The sequence below is a fragment of the Roseovarius sp. JB2-10 genome (genome assembly GCF_055693585.1).
The window spans coordinates 2,613,100-2,632,180 of the sequence record NZ_CM146337.1 but is presented as its reverse complement, the minus strand read 5'-3'; the positions used below and the strand labels follow the sequence as shown (position 1 = coordinate 2,632,180).

The window sequence follows — 19,081 nt, the reverse complement described above, 5'->3', positions numbered from 1 at the left end:
TGTACCCAAGACCCACGTAAATTGCGCCCCCTTTGCGCAGGAGGGTTCTGGCCGGGTTGATCTTTGGGGCTGGACTGTTATTCAGCCTCTATCTGTTGCCACTGCCAAAGGAAGTTCGCCCGTGGATATCGCCGCTCTGCGCCAAGCCAATCCCGACCACTGGAACAAGGCCGCCGCGATCCGCGCGCTGACCCTTGACGCCGTCCATGCCGCCAATTCCGGACATTCCGGCATGCCCATGGGCATGGCAGATGTGGCCACGGTTCTCTATGAAAAGCACCTCAAATTCGATGCCTCCGCCCCCAACTGGCCCGACCGGGACCGGTTCATCCTGTCGGCGGGACATGGCTCGATGCTGCTATACGCGTTGCTGCATCTGACCGGTTACAAGGGCATGGAGCTGGACCAGATCAAGAATTTCCGCCAATGGGGCGCGGTCACGGCGGGGCATCCGGAAAACTTCCTGCATGACGGGATCGAAACCACCACCGGTCCTCTGGGTCAGGGCATTTCGAACGCCGTCGGCTTTGCCATGGCCGAAGAAATCCTGCGCGCGCGCTATGGCCGCAAACTGGTGGATCACTACACCTATGTGATTGCGGGCGATGGCTGCCTGATGGAAGGCGTTAGCCACGAGGCGATCGGTCTTGCCGGGCGTCACGCCTTGGGTAAGCTCATCGTCTTCTGGGACAACAACAACATCACCATCGACGGCACGGTCGACCTGTCGGATCGCACCGATCAGGTCAAACGCTTCCGCGCTGCGGGCTGGCAGGTACTGGAAATCGACGGCCACAACCCGGATGAAATTGACGCGGCCATCACGGCGGCGAAGAAGACCAAAAAGCCGACGATGATTGCCTGCAAAACCCACATCGCCCTGGGTCACGCGGCGCAGGACACCTCCAAGGGTCATGGCGCGTTGACGGATGAGGCCCAGATGGCCGCCGCCAAAGACGCCTATGGCTGGAAAACAGGGCCCTTCGAAGTGCCCGCAGAGATCAAATCCGCGTGGGAGGCCATGGGCAGCCGCGGTGCCGCGGATCACGCGGAATGGAAAGCGCGGTTGGCCGATGTGTCCGAGCGACGTCAGGCCGAATTCAACCGGGTCTTTGAGGGCGATGCCCCCGCAAAGCTTTCCGCCCGGATCAAAGCGCTGAAAAAGCAGGTTTCCGAGGAAAAGCCGAAGGTTGCAACCCGCAAGTCATCCGAAATGGTGCTGGAAGTGGTCAACCCGATCATGCCCGAAACCGTGGGTGGTTCGGCGGACCTCACCGGGTCAAACAACACCAAAACCGGTGATCTGGGCGTCTTTGACACGGATAACCGCAAGGGGCGCTATGTCTACTGGGGCATTCGCGAACATGGTATGGCGGCGGCAATGAACGGCATGGCGCTGCATGGCGGCATCCGCCCCTATGGCGGCACGTTCATGTGTTTCACCGATTACGCCCGCCCCGCCATGCGCCTTGCCGCGCTGATGAAAGTGCCAACTGTTTTTGTGATGACCCATGACAGCATCGGTCTGGGCGAAGACGGCCCAACGCACCAACCGGTCGAGCATCTCGCGATCAGCCGGGCCACGCCCAACACCATGGTGTTTCGCCCCTGCGACACGGTCGAAACGGCTGAAGCCTGGGAATTGGCGCTGAGTGCCAAATCTACGCCATCGGTCCTGTCCTTGACGCGTCAGGGCCTGCCCACCGTGCGCACTGAGCACAAGAACAAGAACCTGACCGCGCAGGGCGCCTATGTGCTGGCCGACGCCGATGGCAAACGTCAGGCGATCCTGATCGCCACCGGCTCTGAGGTCGAAATTGCCATGAAAGCCCGCGACATGTTGCAGGCCGAAGGCATCGGCACACGGGTTGTCTCGATGCCCTGCATGGAGCTTTTTGCCGACCAGGACGAAGCCTATCGCAAACGTGTCTTGCCCGGCGGGCCGGTGCGCGTGGGTGTCGAAGCCGCCGTGCAGCAAGGATGGGACCGTTGGCTTCTGGGCGAACGTGGACGTGAGGCCAAGGCGGGCTTTGTGGGCATGTCGAGCTTTGGGGCGTCCGCCCCCGCCGGTACGCTCTTTGAAAAGTTTGGCATCACCGCAGAGGCCGTGGCGGACAAGGTTAAATCGCTGCTCTAAACCCGGTTTCGGCCCTGCCACTTGTTGGCGGGGTCGGACCGGCTAGGCAACAACCTCTTCGCGCGGCGCGGCACCCTCGGGTAGGACATTGCGTGACAGATCGACCCGCGTCAGCACGGTTTCGACAACCTTCACTTTTTCCACCTTCACGATCAGTTTTGGCTCGACGTAGCCAGTGGACGCCTTGGTGATCTTGCGGTTGACCACCGTCAGGGCAACGCCAGCGGCTTCGATTTCCAGCGTCACGGGTATGGCTATGGTGCGGATATCCACCTGCCCGCCGACACTCAGGCGGATTTGCGGTCTGTGGGATACTTTGAGTTTATGCGTGGCCAGTGCCGCAACACGCGGCTTGCCATCCATTGGTCCCTTTTTGCCCACCAGTTCGGCGATACTCTTGGCGCCGTACCAGCCTTTCAAAAGCGCGTCGAACACCGAAATCGACAATGCGTTTTCAACCGCGTCTGCCACGCTTTTCTGCAACGTGTCACCATCGAGACCCAAACCTTTGAGCTGAACGCCGGATCGGCCTGTAGCCAATGTCGATTTGACCGCATCGACCACATTGCTGAAATCTGCCGGGGCCATATTCTGGGCAACCGTTTGATCGCTCATCGCGCTACATCCTCCAAATCACTATCAAATTCCAATTCGATTTCAGCAGTCTCATCGTCGTCGACCACCATCACGAGGCCGGGCAGATCATTGCCCGTTACCTCAACATCCGGGGTGTCGTCCGGCAAAGCAATGACGCGCAATGTCGGGGGCACAACGGGAGTCTCAACCGTTTCTACAGGATCGCGGCGCAATAGCCTCCGGCCAGCCGCCACAAGAACCCCAAGCGCCACCAGAATTGCTGCCAAAATACCGGGTGTCACCGGCAACGGGTCAGGTTCGGGCGCGTAGTACGGCGTCGAAAGATCCACCTCCGGCAACGCATTCACCTTTGTGGGGTCCGGTGTGTCGGGCATATTTGCCGGGTCGAAGGGCGCCGCGGGAAACCGAAGGGCAACCAGGCCATCAGCTTCAGGGGCATCAGGTTCGACCACGTCTGTCAGCGGCGGCGGGTTGATCGAGGCGTCCACCCGGATCAGCGTGATCACCCGGCGCGGCGCCGCACGCGCGCCCGATTGCGCCCAAAAGGCCACCGTCGCCGTTTCGCCCACTTGCGGCATGCCAATCATGAATTCGACCGGGTCACCCAGAAATTTCGTGATTTCCTGGGCGGGCCTGCTATCGGCCTGCCCCATGATCTGCGCCTCTTTCGTACCGTCAACATCGGCTCGCATCCTGACCCCTGCAAGGTCCGTCTCGATGCGGTCGTCCATCAATGCCGCACTGGTCAACGCAAGAGAAATAGCACCCGGGCGTTCGAGTGTGAGGGGTGCACGTGCCAAGACGCGCCCGTCGCGCGCAACGGCCAGGAAAACCAGCTTCTGCACCTCGCCTTGCGGTGTCTTGACCGCAAACCGCGTCGTCGATGCCGGGTTGTTTTGGCGCCCGCCGACCGTGCCATTCACCTGCATTTCCACCGATACTACGGCCCCGGTTTGGCGAGGATCCTTTAGACGCACCACGACCGGTGTGATGTCGCGGGTCACTTCCAATGGCCCCTCAGCGGTCAGGGTGATCAGCCGCTCAGCCACACGCGTTTCCAGAAGGCGCGCGATCTTCGGCCAGCTAAACGGCTCGAATATCTTCTCTTGTTCAAGCGCGGTGCAGGTTCGCTCTCCGGCGATGCCATCTGCAGGACCGGGCGCGCGCTGCAGCGCCGTGAGACTACGTTGAACCGACTGCACCACAGCCACGCTGACCCCGTTCACCTCCCCGCAAACAGGGAGCCGTTGGATGAAGGCCGGAACTCTTTTGGCCTGATTTTTGAGCCGGTCATAGGCCAGGATGTCCACTTGGGTAGCGTCGTAATTCTGCGGCAACGGCACCGCCGCGCGATAGGTGTTTCCGCGTCCCACCATTTCAATGCGTGTATTATCTGCGATCACGAAAGCGGCCAGCACGCCGCTTGGATCGGTAATGGTGGCGGTCACCTCCACCGATTTGCTGTCATTGTCGAACAGTTTTGCCGTTGGCGTTACCGTCGGGCCCGCCCGGTCCGCACGCTGCACATCGTCCACAGGTCGCGTCTCAGGTGTCTGGCGTGGTGGCGTTTGGCGAGGCGGCGTTTGCTCTTGGGATTGTTCCAGCCGTTCGCGAATGGCATCGCGAAGACGGTCACGCAGAAAGAGCTCTAATGGGTTTTCTCTGTCCGTCGCTCTGCCAGTTTGATCAGATTGTGTATCAGTGGTTTGCGCCAAGGCATCCGTCGTCGATAAGACGGACAAACTGCAGGCACACGCGATGACAAAGAGACGCAAAGCTCTCATGACTAAATACTCAAATCTAAATACGCCCTATGCGGGCAACTTCAACTATGACGAGAATTCTAGCACAGGTTTGTGTATTTTACCAAATCCACCAATCGGCGCGCGCGGCAGGTAAATTCATCAACAGGTTCCATTTTGCGAACGGTGTTTATCGCTAACAGTTGAAATCAAGGTGATTTTCGCCTTTCAGCATGGGCGCGCCGGGTCTATATCGCGGGCAAGAATTCGCATCAAAGGAACCCGCCATGACCATCACAGTTGGCATCAATGGCTTTGGCCGCATTGGCCGTTGCACCCTCGCCTATATCGCGCAAAGCGCGCGCGAAGACATCAAGGTCGTCAAGGTCAACGCAACCGGCCCGCTGGAAACCGCGGCACATCTGATCAAATATGACAGCGTGCATGGCCGCTTCGCCAATGAGATTACCCTGGGCGATGGCACGATGGATCTGGGCAAGGGCCCGATGCAGATGTTCTCGACCTATGACATGGATGAGCTCGACTGGTCCGGTGTTGATGTCGTGCTGGAATGCACGGGCAAGTTCAACGATGGCGAAAAGGCACAGAAACATCTGGAGCGTGGCGCGGGCAAGGTGCTGCTATCAGCGCCGGGCAAGAACGTTGACCGCACGGTGGTCTTTGGCGTGAATGACGCGGATATGCAGGCCGGTGAGCGGATGATCTCCAACGGCTCCTGCACCACCAACTGTCTGGCCCCGGTTGCCAAGGTGCTGCACGAAGGCATCGGGATCGAGTCCGGTATCATGACCACGATCCACGCCTATACCGGTGATCAGCCCACGCTGGACCGCCGCCACAAGGATCTTTACCGCGCCCGCGCGGCGGCGATGTCGATGATCCCGACTTCGACCGGCGCGGCAAAAGCATTGGGTGAGGTTCTGCCCGCTCTCAAGGGCAAGCTGGACGGCTCGGCCATCCGGGTGCCCACGCCGAACGTTTCGGCCGTGGACCTGACCTTTGTCGCCCAAAAAGACGTGACCGAAGCGGACGTTAACGAACTGATGGCCAAAGCTGCCGCAGGCCCGCTGAAGGGCGTTCTGGGCTATGACCCAGAGCCCAAGGTTTCCGTCGATTTCTGCCACACCGAAGAAAGCTCGATCTTTGCACCAGAGCAGACAAAAGTGATTGGCAACCGGCTGGTGCGCGTGCTGGCCTGGTATGACAATGAATGGGGCTTTTCCTGCCGGATGGCCGATGTGGCCGTGGCCATGGGCAAGCTCGGCTGAGTTTTGCGATATTGCAGATGTTGGTCCCGTCGGGCATACCCGGCGGGACTTTTCTTGCGGGCCACTCACCATGACCAATCAGATTGCCATCTTGCTGGGGAGCCTCATCTTGATCGCTCTGGGGCTGGATTGGTTTTTCAATGAGTGGACGGCCACGCTGTTTGTTGGCCGTAAACTGGCAGACCTGATCGAGTGGATGGCCTTCTGGCGTTGACCGGACGGCTGATCCTTTTTTCAAAGACCATGCAGCGCAAAAAGCGTAGGAGGCCGCGATGATGAACCGACTTCATTCTAATCCCAAAGGCACCTGGCCCCGTGACGGCTTCCCCATGAATCACGCCGTGGTCGAACCCTCGGGCCGCCGGGTGCATCTGACAGGACAAGTTGCGTGGGATGCGGATGGCAATCTGATCGGTGGCCAGGATGCCGAGGCACAAACCCATGCCGCCTTGGATCACATCGAACGCATTCTGGCATCTCTAGGCGGGCGCATGGGCGACATCGTATCGTTGACGACCTATTTTACCCGCGAAGGCGATCAGGAGGCCATCACCCGTGCCCGCGCCGCGCGGCTTGATCCTGAATGCGGCCCTGTCGCGACCGGTGTGCGCGTGGCCGATCTCTGGACACCCGAGATCCTTGTCGAACTGACGGCGATTGCGGTGATCCCCGAAGACAGGTTCCACGCGCCCTGACGCGCGTCGAAACTAGCTCAGCTTGGTCAGCAGCGCGTCTTTGACATCGCTTGGCACGAATTTGGTGACATCTCCGCCCAACCGCGCGATTTCCTTGACCAGTTTCGATGCAATCGCCTGATGATTGGCATCGGCCATCAGAAACACCGTCTCAACCGAGGCATCCATCGCCCGGTTCATGCCGACCATCTGGAATTCATATTCGAAATCCGCCACCGCACGCAGGCCGCGGACAATCATCTGGGCCCCGACATCGCGGGCGCATTGGATCAACAGGTTTTCGAAGGGATGAACGACGATTTCGGTCCCGGTTTCCTTCGACAGCTTGGCGCATTCCGCCTCGATCATCGCCACCCGCTCTTCAAGCGAGAACATCGGGCCCTTGTCCCGGTTGATCGCCACTCCGATCACCAACCTGTCTACCAAGACGGCCGCGCGCCGGATGATATCAATATGACCCATGGTGATGGGGTCGAATGTACCGGGATAGAGGCCAATGCGCATCGCTGTGTTCCTTGCAACAGGCGTCAAACATATGGCGCTACGCAATAATACTGCGGCGCGGAATGCAAGCGGTTAGTAGCCCATGATCATGCCCTCAAGGGCATCTTTCTCGGCCGCAAGTTCATTGAGGCGCGCCTTGACCACATCGCCGATGGTCACAATGCCCACCAACATGCCCTCTTGCACAACCGGCATATGGCGAAAGCGGCCATCGGTCATCCGCGCCAGCACCGCATCCGACGGGTCTTGTAGCGCACAGCACACAGGATTGCGCGTCATCATGGTCTCGACCTTGTCGGTCAGGCAGGTTGCGCCGCGCATTGCCAAAGACCGGACAATATCGCGTTCCGACAAAATGCCATCCGGGCTGGTCCCATCCTTGGACACAACCAGACCCCCAATGCGTTTTTCCGCCAGAATTCGGGCGGCATCAGACACCAACGTGCCCGGCTCAACAGTGATCACGCCCTCATCGCCCTTTGACATAAGGATTTGTTGCACCAGCATCACGGGCCTCCGCTATTTTTTAATGTTAGACTTTCAACCTGCCCGCTTGATCCGGACCCTGTCAAGTCAACGCCTCCAGTCGTGCCACCTCTTGGCGCACGGCATCGACCAGGGCGGCGGCAAACCGATTGAGCCGCTCCAACCGCCGGTCATCTGCGTGACGCACCAGATAAAAGCTACGGGTCAGATTGAACTGGTCTGGCAGAATCTTCACAATGCCCCGGGTCCATGGAATGGCGAAGTCATGGATTATCCCAATCCCGCTGCCATGCCTGATCCAATTGATTTGTACCGACACGGAATTCGAGGCCAGATGCACGCGCTCCAACCCGGTGGCGCTCAGGTAATCCAGCTCCTTGTCGAAAATCATGTCCTGAATGTAGCCAATGATCTTGTGTCCCTGCAGATCTTCCAGCCGCTCAATCGGCGGGTGTTTGCTCAGATACTTCCGCGAGGCGGCCAGATGCAGCTTGTAGTCTGCAATCTTTTGCACGGTCAGGCGCCCCGCATTGGGTGGGCTGACGGCCACAACCATGTCGGCCTCACGGCGGGTCAGGTTAAAAACCCGCGGCAGGGCCACCAATTGGATGTCCAGATCAGGGTTCGCCTCCGAAATTTGCGTGCAGACTTGTGGCAGGAGAAAATTGGCCGATCCATCCGGTGCGCCGATCCGGATCTGACCGGATAAACCACCGGATTTACCCATCATTTCTTCGGCCGCGTCCTCCATCGCCTGCTCTACGCGCACCGCATGGGCCATCAGGCGCTGGCCTGCATCCGTCATCGCATAGCCGGTGGGCGACTTGGCAAAAAGCGGCGCGCCATAGGCCGCCTCAAGGCGCGCCACGCGCCGTCCGACGGTGGCCGGGTCAACCTTCAGGATGCGCCCCGCCGCCGACAGGCTTTCGCTCCGCGCCACGGCCAAAAAGATTTTCAGATCATCCCATTGTGGGTCCATGCCTACCCCCTTTGCATTTTTGCAAATCTCTTTTGGTATATTGCCTCTTTTCCAACCAAAATTGCAACGCTACCCTGCGCGCAAATCTTGAAGGAGAACCCAATGCAAGAGCTCACGCATTTTCTGAACGGTGAACAGGTCAAGGGCACGTCCGGCCGGTTCAGCGATGTCTACAACCCGGCTACGGGCGAAACGCAATCACACTGCCCGATGGCAAGCGTGGCCGAAACCACAAAGGCGATCGAAGACGCTGCCGCCGCACAGGTCGCATGGGGTGCGATGAACCCGCAGCGGCGCGCAAGGGTGATGATGGCCATGGTCGGCCTGATGAACCGCGATATGGACAAGCTGGCCGAGGCGCTGAGCCGCGAGCACGGCAAGACCATCCCTGATGCCAAAGGTGATCTGCAACGGGGTCTGGAAGTGATCGAATACTGCATCGGCGCGCCGCAAATGCTGAAGGGTGAGTATACCGATGACGCAGGCCCCGGCATTGACATGTATTCGATGCGCCAGCCTCTGGGTGTGGTTGCCTCGATCATGCCGTTCAACTTCCCGGCCATGATGCCGCTCTGGCATGTCGGCCCGGCGCTGGCCTGCGGCAACGCGGTTGTTTTGAAACCGTCCGAACGGGACCCGTCCGTGCCCCTGATGCTGGCGGAGCTGTTTGTTGAGGCCGGATTGCCCAAGGGCGTGTTTCAGGTGGTCAATGGCGACAAGGAAGCGGTGGATACGCTTCTGGATCATGACATCATCGGCGGTGTATCCTTCGTGGGCTCCACCCCGATTGCGCAATATATCTACAGCCGCGCCACAGCCAACGGCAAACGCGCACAATGCTTTGGCGGTGCCAAGAACCACCTGATCGTCATGCCCGATGCGGATATGGATCAGGCAGCAGACGCGCTTGTGGGTGCGGGCTTCGGAGCGGCTGGCGAACGCTGCATGGCGGTTTCCGTGGCCGTGCCTGTGGGCGATGAAACTGCTGACCGTTTGATCAATGCGCTTGTGCCCCGGATCGAAAAACTGCGCGTGGCCCCCTACACCGATGGCGATGACGTCGATTTTGGCCCCGTGGTCACCGCAGCCGCCAAGGAACGCATTCTGGGTCTGATCCAGTCTGGCGTTGATCAGGGCGCAAAACTGGTGGTCGATAACCGCGATTTCAAATTGCAGGGCTACGAAGACGGCTTCTTTGTCGGCCCGCATCTTTTTGACCACGTCACCCCTGACATGGACATCTACAAGCAGGAAATCTTCGGCCCAGTTCTCAGCACCGTGCGCGCGGGTTCCTACGAAGAGGCAATGGGCCTCGCGATGGACCATGAATATGGCAACGGCACCGCGATCTATACCCGTGATGGTGATACGGCGCGCGATTTTGCCCACCGCATCAATATCGGCATGGTCGGGATCAACGTGCCCATCCCAGTGCCGCTGGCCTACCACACCTTTGGCGGCTGGAAAAAATCCATGTTTGGCGACCTGAACCAACACGGCCCGGATCTCGTTCAAGTTCTACACCCGGACCAAAACCGTGACCGCGCGCTGGCCCTCGGGCATCAAGGAAGGCGGCGAATTCAACTTCAAGGCGATGGACTAAAGACCCCAAAACCTCAACAAACAAAGGCGCTTACTTCGGTTTGCGCCTTTTTTGTTGGCAAGTCCAAGCCAAGGTTTGGACAAATTTTCGTCCCATTCATTACCTAGCCTTTACCCAAGTTACATCTTGGGGATGTTTGGATATGAAGCTCTTTGGAACGAGATCGGTGGATAAAACGGCTCTGGCCCAACCGCCGGAGGAAAAATACACCCGGTATTCGCACCGGCACAACCGCGCGCCTGTGCAATATGTACCGGAGCCGGTGACCCAACCCTGTCAATCGGTTCACGTGACACCGAAACGCCCGACACCGCGCGTGGCTGAACCGGTTGAGCAAACGGCAAGCCTTGCGGATCAATTGCATTCCGACGCGCAGATATCGACCGCGTTGCTGCGCCGTGCATTGCCACAACGGTTTGCCGCTATCGATGCGCAAACCCAAAAGCACGTGCAAGACGAGCTGGGTGATCTTCAAGCGTCCTTTCAGTAAGCACCGCGCAACGCCCTGGGATTGAACGGCAAGGGTGCACCTTGCCAAACAATGCCTGTCTATGCATCCTGATTGAACGTCATTTCAGGAGGACCATGTGTCGGCGGACCCGGATTTCACGATAGGCATCGAAGAAGAATACCTGTTGGTTGACCGCGACAGCATGGCCTTGTCCCCTGCCCCTTCGGCATTGATGGAGGCCTGCCAGGCGGAGTTGCAGGATCAGGTCAGCCCCGAATTCCTGAATTGCCAGATCGAGATTGGCACCAAGGTCTGCGCCAATGTGGGTGCGGCGCGCGAAGAGCTGAAACACCTACGCAGCTGCGTGGCCAAACATGCCGCAGAATACAATCTGGCACCCATTGCGGCGTCGTGCCATCCGTTCTCGGACTGGCGTGATCAAAGCCATACGGACAAAGACCGCTACAACGACCTTTCGCATGATCTGGCCGGTGTTGTGCGCCGCATGCTGATCTGCGGGATGCATGTGCATGTGGGCATTCCGGAGCGGGACCGGCGCATCGACCTGATCAATCAGCTGACCTATTTCCTGCCTCATACACTGGCGTTGTCGTGCTCCTCACCCTTCTGGCAAGGGCGCGATACCGGTCTCGACAGTTACCGGCTGACGGTTTTTGACAACCTGCCGCGCACCGGCCTGCCGCCGCGGATGGAGAGCTTTGGTGAGTTTGAACGCTCCGTCGACGTCTTGATTGATCTGGGTGTGATCGAAGACAGCTCGAAAATCTGGTGGGATCTGCGCCCATCCTCCAAATTTCCCACAATTGAGTCGCGTATATGCGACGTGCAGCCCCGGCTTGAACACACCCTGACGCTGGCCGCGATGACCCAAGCCCTGACCCGGATGCTCTGGCGGCTGGCCAAGAAAAACCAGCGCTGGCGCATTTACGACCACTTTCTGGTCTCAGAAAACCGGTGGCGGGCGCAGCGCTATGGTATCAAGGAAGGGTTGATCGACTTTGGGCAGTCCCAGATCGTTCCCATGGCGGAATTGCTGGAGGAGTTGTTTGAACTGACCGAGGAAGATGCCCGGTTTTTCACGTCCGTTTCCGAGCTTGAAACCGCCCGCGACATTCTCAAAACCGGAACCAGTTCCACCCGCCAGCGCCGTACGTATGAAGACGCGATCACCGCCGGAAAAACGAGCGACGACGCCCTGCAAGATGTGGTTCGCCACCTGATCGAGGAGTTTCACGCCGACCTGTGAAAAACGGCGGCCAAGCAGGGCTTAGCTTGCAACATTGCTGCAAGATTTGGTAATTAAACATGCGTTCAATTCTTGCGCCAAAGGGGACGATTCGATGGATTTTGCGCTGAGCGAAGAACAGACGGCGATATTCGACATGGCCCATGCCTTCGGGCAGGACAACATCGCGCCCCATGCCCGCGCGTGGGAAGCTGAGGGCACGATCCCCAAAGCGCTCTGGCCGCAGATTGCCGAGCTTGGGTTTGGCGGGCTCTATGTGTCGGAAGACGGTGGCGGATCGGGCCTCACCCGGTTGGATGCCACACTGGTTTTCGAAGCGCTTTCAATGGCTTGCCCGTCGGTTGCGGCGTTCCTATCAATCCACAACATGTGCGCCAAGATGATCGATACGTTTGGCAGCGAGGAGATGAAGGCGCGGATCATGCCCGATATCCTGAGCATGCAAACCGTGCTCAGCTATTGCCTGACCGAACCCGGTTCCGGCTCGGATGCCGCGGCCCTCAAGACCCGCGCGGAACGCACCAACGAAGGTTATATGCTCAACGGGTCCAAAGCGTTCATCTCGGGTGGCGGGTACTCCGACGCCTATGTCGTCATGGTCCGCACCGGTGAGGATGGTCCCAAAGGCATCTCTACCGTCTATGTCGAGGATGGCACCCCGGGCCTCAGCTTTGGCGCGCTGGAGGACAAGATGGGCTGGCGCTCGCAACCCACGGCACAAGTTCAGTTTGACGATTGCCAGATCACCGCAAACAATCTGGTGGGCGAGGAAGGCAAGGGCTTCAAATATGCCATGGCAGGGCTTGATGGCGGGCGGCTCAACATCTCGGCCTGCTCCATCGGAGCGGCGCAGAACGCGCTAAACATGACCCTGCGATACATGTCCGAACGCAAGGCCTTCGGCAAAACCATTGACCAGTTTCAGGGCTTGCAATTCCGGCTGGCGGATATGGAGATCGAGCTTCAGGCCGCGCGAACCTTCCTGCGTCAGGCCGCGTGGAAGCTCGACACCGGCGCACCAGATGCGACCAAATTCTGCGCTATGGCCAAACGGCTGGCGACCGAGACCGGATCGAAGGTCGTGAACCAGTGCCTGCAATTGCATGGCGGCTATGGGTACCTGGCGGATTACGGCATCGAAAAACTGGTCCGTGACCTGCGCGTGCACGAAATCCTTGAAGGCACCAACGAGGTCATGCGCCTGATCGTCGCCCGGCAATTGCTGGCAGAGCAGAAATGAAGCGCTGGTACAAATGGTTGAAGAGCAGCCGGTTGTACGGGCAATTTCTGCGCCAACGTGCATGGAAATGGACCGTAGTAGCGACCAAACCAGCTTTGGGTTTTCTTGCTGAATTCGCCTATTTTGTGGTCTGGTTTTTTATCCCTTTCGTAGGAGTAATCTGTTTGACCAATGGATTGATACTCCTTTTGGAGGTCAGTCCCGGCCTCGCAATTGGCATAGTGCTCTCGGGGTTCATTACTGTTCATGCTCCCATTCTTTGGGCAATGTTTTCAGAGTCCATCAATGCCCCGGCTGCCCACGTCAGTGCACTTTTTGGACGACCGGCCACAGCAAACAGTTACAAAGACTTAGCTGAGCTTGAGTACAAAAAATGGATCGAAGAACATGCCTGACATCCACATACGCAAAACCGACCGTGCGGGGCGTATAACGCTGACCCGGCCCAAGGCACTGAATGCGGTCACGCATGAGATGTGCACGGCGATTGAACAGGCGCTGGATGCGTGGCGCGATGATGATGACGTGGCGCTGGTGATCATCGATGCGGAGGGGGACAAGGCGTTTTCCGCGGGCGGGGACATCCAGAAGCTCTATGAGACGGGCCGCGCCGGTGATTTTGCCTATGGGCAGTCATTCTGGGCCGATGAATACCGTCTCAACGCCAAGATTTTTGAGTATCCCAAACCCTATGTGGCCTTCATGCAGGGCTTCACCATGGGCGGCGGTGTCGGCATTTCCTGTCACGGCTCACACCGGATCGTGGATGAGACAAGCCAGGTCGCGATGCCCGAATGCGGCATCGGGTTGGTGCCGGATGTTGGTGGCTCACTGATGCTGGCCTTGGCGCCGGGCCGGTTGGGAGAATACCTGGGGACCACTTGCGCACGCATGGGGCCCGCGGATGCGATATACGCAGGTTTTGCAGATACTTACATTCCGAACTCAAAGTGGGAAAACCTGATTACCTCTCTGGAGGAAACCGGCGATGTGACCGAGATTGAAGCCGCTGCCGAACCTGCCCCCGACGGCACATTTGCAAAGCTGCAGCCCATGATCGACCAGCATTTTTCTGGCGAGGGGTTATTGGATATTCTGAATGCCCTGCGCGGCGATGACAGTGAATTTGCCACGCAGGCCCTCAAGGCCATGGGCCGCAATTCACCGCTTTCCATGGCCTGTGCCATCGAGATGACGCATCGCCTGCGGGGGTCGCGCACCGGCATCCGCGACGCGCTGGAACTGGAATATCGTTTCACCTACCGCGCCATGGAACACGGTGACTTTCTGGAGGGCATCCGCGCCGCCGTGATCGACAAGGACCGCGCGCCCAAGTGGCAGCACGATCTGGAAAACCCGCCCGCGCTGGCGGCGACCAGGATGTTGATGCCTCTGGGCGCACATAAATTGACCTTCGAAGGGGAGAGTTAGGCCATGAAAATCGGATTTATCGGGCTCGGCAACATGGGCGGGCCGATGGCGGCCAATCTGGCCAAGGCGGGCCATGAAGTGACCGGGTTTGACATGGCCGATGTGACCATCGAGGGCGTCAGCAACGCTGCCAGCGCCGAAGAGGCCGCCGAGGGCCGCGATGTGGTGATCACCATGCTGCCCAACGGTCAGATTCTGCGCAGCGTGGCCGATCAGGTGATCCCGGTGATGCAGAAGGGTGCCGTGCTGCTCGATTGCTCGACCGTCGATGTCGAAAGTGCGCGGGCGGTTGCGGATCAGGCACAAAATGCCGGTCTTTCGGCGCTGGATGCGCCCGTGTCCGGTGGCGTGGGTGGCGCGCAGGGCGGCACGCTGACCTTTATGGTCGGCGGCGACAATGCGGGCTTTAACACTGCCAAGGAACTTTTTGATATCATGGGACAAAAGGCGGTTCATTGCGGCCCATCTGGCAATGGCCAAGCCGCCAAGATCTGCAACAACATGATCCTGGGTGCGACAATGATTGTGACCTGCGAGGCCTTTGCCCTGGCCGACAAGCTGGGGCTGGACCGGCAGGCGATGTTCGACGTGGTCAGCACGTCATCGGGCTATTCCTGGACAATGAATGCCTATTGCCCCGCGCCGGGGATTGGCCCGCAAAGCCCGTCGGACAATGACTACCAACCCGGTTTTGCCGCCGATCTGATGCTCAAGGACCTGCGCTTGGCCCTGCAGGCCGCCGAGGCCGCAGATGCAGACACGCCATTGGGGCAGGCCGCGCGGGATCTTTATGCACAGTTTGTCGAACAGGAAGACGGCGCGGGAAAAGACTTCAGCGCCATGTTGCCGCGTTTCGAAAAGCGCGGGCATCAGGGGTAAGCGGCACAGGCAGATCACGCCCGCCTGTGCCGGTGTTTCATGTCAAGCGGCTGCAACGGCGCGTCGGGTCATAACGCTGACCAGATGCGCGCGATATTCGCCCGTGCCGTGTAGATCGCTGATCATGCCACTGCCCGCTGGCGACAAGCCGTCCAACGCACTGCCTGAGAAATCCGAACTCAGGGCCGCCTCCGCCTCGCTCCAGCGGAAGACGCCTTCCTCCGACGCGCCGGTCACAGCCACGCGCACACCGTCGGCGAATTTTGCGACAAACACGCCCACCAGCGCAAAGCGCGAGGCAGGTTGTTCGAACTTCTCATAGGCCGCACGTTCGGGCACCGGGAAGCGAACCTCGGTGATGATCTCACCCTCTTCGAGCACCGTGGTAAAGAGCCCGTCAAAGAAATCATCCGCCGCGATCTGGCGCGTGTTGGTCACGACCGTGGCACCTGACCCCAATACACCGGCCGGATAACAGGCCGACGGGTCATTATTGGCCAGTGAGCCGCCAATGGTGCCCCGATTGCGCACCGCCGGATCACCGATATGCCCCGCCAGACCGGCAAGCGCGGGATAGGCCCCCGCCCCTGCGGCCACATCAGCATGGGTTGTGGCCCCGCCAATGCACAGCGCGCCATCGTCGCCGGTACAGATGCCCTTGATCTCATCAATGGCCCCGAGACTGACCAGCCGTTCGGGCATGGCCAGGCGCTGTTTCAGCGTGGGGATCAGGGTCTGACCGCCGCCCAAGGGCTGACTGTCTGTCGAGTCGCTCAGAAGTTTCACCGCATCGGTCAGGCGGGTCGGGCGTTCTACGTCAAATGCATACATATCTGATCTCCTTACCCTTGCATGGCCTGCCACACGCGCGATGGCGAGAGCGGCATATCGATGTGCGTTACGTTGTGGCCCGCGTTTTGCAGCGCATCCACGACGGCGTTGACCACAGCGGGTGGTGAGCCAATCGCCCCCGCCTCACCGCAGCCTTTGACCCCAAGAGGGTTGTGCGTGCACGGCGTCTGACAGGAATGATCCACCTGATAGAACGGCACGTCATCGGCGCGCGGCATGGCGTAATCCATGTAGGATCCGCTCAGCAGCTGACCGTTTTCATCATAGACGCAAGATTCGAGCAGTGCCTGCCCGATCCCCTGCCCCAGACCACCGTGGACCTGACCGTCGACAATCATCGGATTGACGATATTGCCAAAGTCATCGGCCGCCGCGAAGCGTTCGATGGTGACCTTGCCGGTATCGGGATCCACCTCAACCTCGCAGGCATAGGCACCGGCCGGATAGGTGAAGTTGGCCGGGTCATAAAACGCGGTTTCCTCCAGCCCCGGCTCGATGTCTTCAAGCGGGTAGTTATGCGGCACGTAAGCGGCCAGCGTCACATCGCCCCAGGCGACGGATTTATCTGTGCCTGCGATGCTGAACTGACCGTCCTTGAGCTCCACATCCGCGTCTGAGGCTTCCATCAGGTGGGCCGCAATTTTCTTGGCCTTGTTGATGATTTTCTCGGTTGCGCGGACCATGGCGCTGCCTCCCACGGCGATGGAGCGGGAACCATAGGTACCCATGCCCATTGGGGCTTTGGACGTGTCGCCATGTTCGATCTCGACCATGCCGGCATCAATACCAATCATGTCGGCCACCACCTGCGGGAAGGCCGTTTCATGGCCCTGACCGTGTGAATGACTTCCGGTCATGACGGTGATGCCGCCGGTGGCGTTGACCCGCACGGTCGCGGATCTCGTAGAGACCCGCGCGCGCGCCCAATTGCCCAACAAGGTTCGATGGCGCGATGCCACAGGCCTCGATATAGCAATTGACACCGAGGCCGCGCAGACGGCCCTTGGCCTCACTCTCGGCGCGACGGGCTGCAAACCCGCTGAGATCGGCGATCTCCTCCAGCTTGTCCATCGTCGCGCCATAGTTGCCGGTGTCATATTCAACGGCCACCGGCGTGGCATAGGGGAACTCGGTGATGAAGTTCTGACGTCTGAGCGCAATCGGGTCGACGCCCAATTCACGCGCGGCCTTGTCGATCACGCGCTCCAACTGGAACGTCGCCTCGGGGCGGCCCGCGCCGCGATACGCGTCCACGGGCACCGTGTTGGTGAAGACTGCCTTGACGTTCACATAGATGAGCGGGGTTTTGTAGTTGCCCGCCATCAGTGTGCCGTGCAGCCATGTGGGCACGGACGGCGCGAACGTGCTCAGATACGCGCCCATATTGGCATGGGTATCGGTGCGGATGGCCGTGAAATTGTTATCCGCATCCAGCGCCAGTTCGATCTTGGTCACATGATCGCGACCATGGGCGTCTGTCATGAACGCCTCGGACCGGCTGCAGGTCCATTTGACCGGACGGTTCAGCGCCTTGGCAGCGAAGGTGCAGAAGGCTTCCTCGGCGTAGTGGAAGATTTTGGAGCCAAAGCCGCCCCCTACATCCGGGGCCACAACGCGCAGTTTATGTTCCGGAATGCCCAGAACAAACGCACCCATCAACAGGCGGATCACATGCGGGTTCTGACTGGTGGTATAAAGCGTGCTGTCATCGGTGCCACGCTGATAATCTCCCACGGCCACACGCGGCTCCATCGGGTTGGCGACTAGCCGCTGGTTGACCAGCTCAAGCGTGGTGACATGGGCGGCATTCTTGATCGCCTCATCCACAGCGCCCTTATTTTCTTCGACAAAGCCCCAATCGTAGCAGAGGTTCGATGTCAGATCGTCGTGCACTTTCGTGGCCCCGTCCTGCAACGCGGCCTTCATGTCGACTACGGCGGGCAATTCGTCGATATCGACCTCGATCGCCTCGGCCGCATCGCGGGCCTGTTCGCGGGTTTCGGCCACGATGGCCGCAATCGGATCGCCGACATGGCGGACCTTGCCTTGCGCCAGCACCGGATGTGCGGGCTCTTGCATGACCTCACCGTGGCGGTCGGTGACCTGCCAGCCGCAGGGCAATCCGCCCACTTCGGCAAAATCACCGCCGGTAAAGATGCGCAACACGCCCGGCATGCCGTCCGCCGCGGATGTGTCCACGCTGTTGAGCGTCCCATGGGCCACGTCCGAGCGCAGGAAATGCACATAGGCCTGACCGTGTAAATTGATATCGTCGGTGTAGTTTCCGACCCCTGTCAGAAACCTGACGTCTTCGCGGCGCGGTGTTGCGGCGCCTATGCCTCCATCTGCTGGCATGTGAATTCCTCCTAAATGCTGGCGTTACTTGGCGCTTATTCTGCGGCGATGTGCGATACGTCCTGACCGGCCGCGGCCATGATCGCCTTGACGATGTTATGGTACCCGGTGCAGCGGCAGATATTGCCTTCAAGGTAATCTCTGATCTCTGCTTCACTGGGGTTCGGATTCTCTGACAACAGAGCGGCGGCACTCATCACCATGCCCGGCGTACAGAACCCGCATTGCAATCCGTGGTGGTCCTGAAACGCCTGCTGGATCGTGCCCAACGACCCATCGGCATTGCTCATGCCTTCGATCGTGGTCACCTCTGCGCCCTCCGCTTCGGCGGCAAACATCGTGCAGGCTTTGACGGCCTTGCCATCAACATGCACAACACAGGCACCGCACTGGCTGGTGTCGCAGCCGACATGCGTGCCCGTCAGGCCCTGATTTTCGCGCAAGAATTCAACAAGTAAAGTGCGTCCTTCGACATCGCCGGACGCAGACTTGCCATTCACGGTCATGTTGACCTGTGACATAGGCACCTCCCAGTTTTGTTATCTTTCTATTCTGCAAAGATAAACATGCATCC

General features: G+C 59.4%; 17 protein-coding genes and 2 pseudogenes. 11 read left to right on the top strand and 8 right to left on the bottom strand.

Annotated elements, in window-relative coordinates; genetic code table 11:
* Positions 1–121 precede the first annotated feature (121 nt).
* On the top strand, positions 122–2,137 hold the full coding sequence (tkt, locus tag ACZ1HJ_RS13225) for a transketolase (RefSeq protein WP_472719126.1): 2,016 nt from the start codon (positions 122–124) through the stop codon (positions 2,135–2,137).
* A gap of 42 nt (positions 2,138–2,179) precedes the next feature.
* On the opposite strand, the gene ACZ1HJ_RS13220 is transcribed toward tkt, so the two are convergent.
* Both ACZ1HJ_RS13220 and ACZ1HJ_RS13215 read right to left on the bottom strand, forming a co-directional pair.
* Positions 2,180–2,752 (bottom strand): hypothetical protein, encoded by a 573-nt coding sequence (locus tag ACZ1HJ_RS13220; protein WP_472719125.1) that lies wholly within the window; start codon positions 2,750–2,752, stop codon positions 2,180–2,182.
* Complete coding sequence (locus ACZ1HJ_RS13215) at positions 2,749–4,518, bottom strand: hypothetical protein (protein ID WP_472719124.1); 1,770 nt, start codon at positions 4,516–4,518, stop codon at positions 2,749–2,751. Before ACZ1HJ_RS13215 ends, ACZ1HJ_RS13220 begins: the two co-directional genes overlap by 4 nt.
* Positions 4,519–4,763: 245 nt before the next feature.
* Here ACZ1HJ_RS13215 and gap point away from each other — a divergent pair, with 245 nt between their 5' ends.
* The 3 genes from gap to ACZ1HJ_RS13200 all read left to right on the top strand — a co-directional run bounded on the left by gap (position 4,764) and on the right by ACZ1HJ_RS13200 (position 6,460).
* Positions 4,764–5,765 carry a type I glyceraldehyde-3-phosphate dehydrogenase gene (gene gap, locus ACZ1HJ_RS13210; protein WP_472719123.1) on the top strand — a complete coding sequence of 334 codons (1,002 nt, stop codon included), beginning with the start codon at positions 4,764–4,766 and terminating at the stop codon, positions 5,763–5,765.
* Between the two features lie 70 nt (positions 5,766–5,835).
* On the top strand, positions 5,836–5,979 hold the full coding sequence (locus ACZ1HJ_RS13205) for a hypothetical protein (protein ID WP_472719122.1): 144 nt from the start codon (positions 5,836–5,838) through the stop codon (positions 5,977–5,979).
* A 58-nt stretch (positions 5,980–6,037) separates the two neighbouring features.
* Complete coding sequence (locus tag ACZ1HJ_RS13200; RefSeq protein WP_472719121.1) at positions 6,038–6,460, top strand: RidA family protein; 423 nt, start codon at positions 6,038–6,040, stop codon at positions 6,458–6,460.
* Positions 6,461–6,472: 12 nt separating this feature from the next.
* Here the strand turns inward: ACZ1HJ_RS13200 and coaD are convergent, their stop codons facing one another.
* The 3 genes from coaD to ACZ1HJ_RS13185 form a co-directional block, all read right to left on the bottom strand.
* On the bottom strand, positions 6,473–6,964 hold the full coding sequence (gene coaD, locus ACZ1HJ_RS13195) for a pantetheine-phosphate adenylyltransferase (RefSeq protein WP_472719120.1): 492 nt from the start codon (positions 6,962–6,964) through the stop codon (positions 6,473–6,475).
* Positions 6,965–7,036: 72 nt separating this feature from the next.
* Entirely contained in the window at positions 7,037–7,471 is a 435-nt protein-coding gene (locus ACZ1HJ_RS13190) for a CBS domain-containing protein (protein ID WP_472719119.1), read from the bottom strand.
* Between the two features lie 61 nt (positions 7,472–7,532).
* Positions 7,533–8,429, bottom strand: a complete 897-nt coding sequence (locus ACZ1HJ_RS13185; protein WP_472719118.1) for a LysR family transcriptional regulator — start codon at positions 8,427–8,429, stop codon at positions 7,533–7,535.
* Between the two features lie 102 nt (positions 8,430–8,531).
* Here ACZ1HJ_RS13185 and ACZ1HJ_RS13180 point away from each other — a divergent pair.
* The 7 genes and pseudogenes from ACZ1HJ_RS13180 to mmsB all read left to right on the top strand — a co-directional run bounded on the left by ACZ1HJ_RS13180 (position 8,532) and on the right by mmsB (position 15,300).
* Positions 8,532–10,032, top strand: a pseudogene (locus ACZ1HJ_RS13180) (CoA-acylating methylmalonate-semialdehyde dehydrogenase).
* A 142-nt stretch (positions 10,033–10,174) separates the two neighbouring features.
* Positions 10,175–10,522 carry a hypothetical protein gene (locus ACZ1HJ_RS13175; RefSeq protein WP_472719117.1) on the top strand — a complete coding sequence of 116 codons (348 nt, stop codon included), beginning with the start codon at positions 10,175–10,177 and terminating at the stop codon, positions 10,520–10,522.
* Between the two features lie 97 nt (positions 10,523–10,619).
* On the top strand, positions 10,620–11,750 hold the full coding sequence (locus ACZ1HJ_RS13170; protein ID WP_472719116.1) for a carboxylate-amine ligase: 1,131 nt from the start codon (positions 10,620–10,622) through the stop codon (positions 11,748–11,750).
* Between the two features lie 94 nt (positions 11,751–11,844).
* Positions 11,845–12,990 (top strand): acyl-CoA dehydrogenase family protein, encoded by a 1,146-nt coding sequence (locus tag ACZ1HJ_RS13165; RefSeq protein ID WP_472719115.1) that lies wholly within the window; start codon positions 11,845–11,847, stop codon positions 12,988–12,990.
* Complete coding sequence (locus tag ACZ1HJ_RS13160) at positions 12,987–13,385, top strand: hypothetical protein (RefSeq protein WP_472719114.1); 399 nt, start codon at positions 12,987–12,989, stop codon at positions 13,383–13,385. Before ACZ1HJ_RS13165 ends, ACZ1HJ_RS13160 begins: the two co-directional genes overlap by 4 nt.
* Complete coding sequence (locus ACZ1HJ_RS13155) at positions 13,378–14,421, top strand: enoyl-CoA hydratase/isomerase family protein (protein ID WP_472719113.1); 1,044 nt, start codon at positions 13,378–13,380, stop codon at positions 14,419–14,421. Before ACZ1HJ_RS13160 ends, ACZ1HJ_RS13155 begins: the two co-directional genes overlap by 8 nt.
* A 3-nt stretch (positions 14,422–14,424) precedes the next feature.
* On the top strand, positions 14,425–15,300 hold the full coding sequence (gene mmsB, locus ACZ1HJ_RS13150; RefSeq protein ID WP_472719112.1) for a 3-hydroxyisobutyrate dehydrogenase: 876 nt from the start codon (positions 14,425–14,427) through the stop codon (positions 15,298–15,300).
* A gap of 42 nt (positions 15,301–15,342) precedes the next feature.
* Here the strand turns inward: mmsB and ACZ1HJ_RS13145 are convergent, their stop codons facing one another.
* From ACZ1HJ_RS13145 to ACZ1HJ_RS13135, 3 genes and pseudogenes are all read right to left on the bottom strand, one after another.
* Complete coding sequence (locus ACZ1HJ_RS13145) at positions 15,343–16,131, bottom strand: FAD binding domain-containing protein (RefSeq protein ID WP_472719111.1); 789 nt, start codon at positions 16,129–16,131, stop codon at positions 15,343–15,345.
* An 11-nt stretch (positions 16,132–16,142) separates the two neighbouring features.
* Positions 16,143–18,507 (bottom strand): annotated as a pseudogene (locus ACZ1HJ_RS13140) (xanthine dehydrogenase family protein molybdopterin-binding subunit).
* A 35-nt stretch (positions 18,508–18,542) separates the two neighbouring features.
* On the bottom strand, positions 18,543–19,028 hold the full coding sequence (locus tag ACZ1HJ_RS13135) for a (2Fe-2S)-binding protein (RefSeq protein WP_472719110.1): 486 nt from the start codon (positions 19,026–19,028) through the stop codon (positions 18,543–18,545).
* Positions 19,029–19,081: the final 53 nt, after the last annotated feature.

Coding starts and splice junctions, on each gene's coding strand:
- ACZ1HJ_RS13220 (WP_472719125.1), bottom strand. CDS start 2,752: ATGAGCGATCAAACGGTTGCCCAGAATATGGCCCCGGCAGATTTCAGC.
- ACZ1HJ_RS13215 (WP_472719124.1), bottom strand. CDS start 4,518: ATGAGAGCTTTGCGTCTCTTTGTCATCGCGTGTGCCTGCAGTTTGTCC.
- gap (WP_472719123.1), top strand. CDS start 4,764: ATGACCATCACAGTTGGCATCAATGGCTTTGGCCGCATTGGCCGTTGC.
- ACZ1HJ_RS13205 (WP_472719122.1), top strand. CDS start 5,836: ATGACCAATCAGATTGCCATCTTGCTGGGGAGCCTCATCTTGATCGCT.
- ACZ1HJ_RS13200 (WP_472719121.1), top strand. CDS start 6,038: ATGATGAACCGACTTCATTCTAATCCCAAAGGCACCTGGCCCCGTGAC.
- coaD (WP_472719120.1), bottom strand. CDS start 6,964: ATGCGCATTGGCCTCTATCCCGGTACATTCGACCCCATCACCATGGGT.
- ACZ1HJ_RS13190 (WP_472719119.1), bottom strand. CDS start 7,471: ATGCTGGTGCAACAAATCCTTATGTCAAAGGGCGATGAGGGCGTGATC.
- ACZ1HJ_RS13185 (WP_472719118.1), bottom strand. CDS start 8,429: ATGGACCCACAATGGGATGATCTGAAAATCTTTTTGGCCGTGGCGCGG.
- ACZ1HJ_RS13175 (WP_472719117.1), top strand. CDS start 10,175: ATGAAGCTCTTTGGAACGAGATCGGTGGATAAAACGGCTCTGGCCCAA.
- ACZ1HJ_RS13165 (WP_472719115.1), top strand. CDS start 11,845: ATGGATTTTGCGCTGAGCGAAGAACAGACGGCGATATTCGACATGGCC.
- ACZ1HJ_RS13160 (WP_472719114.1), top strand. CDS start 12,987: ATGAAGCGCTGGTACAAATGGTTGAAGAGCAGCCGGTTGTACGGGCAA.
- ACZ1HJ_RS13155 (WP_472719113.1), top strand. CDS start 13,378: ATGCCTGACATCCACATACGCAAAACCGACCGTGCGGGGCGTATAACG.
- mmsB (WP_472719112.1), top strand. CDS start 14,425: ATGAAAATCGGATTTATCGGGCTCGGCAACATGGGCGGGCCGATGGCG.
- ACZ1HJ_RS13145 (WP_472719111.1), bottom strand. CDS start 16,131: ATGTATGCATTTGACGTAGAACGCCCGACCCGCCTGACCGATGCGGTG.
- ACZ1HJ_RS13135 (WP_472719110.1), bottom strand. CDS start 19,028: ATGTCACAGGTCAACATGACCGTGAATGGCAAGTCTGCGTCCGGCGAT.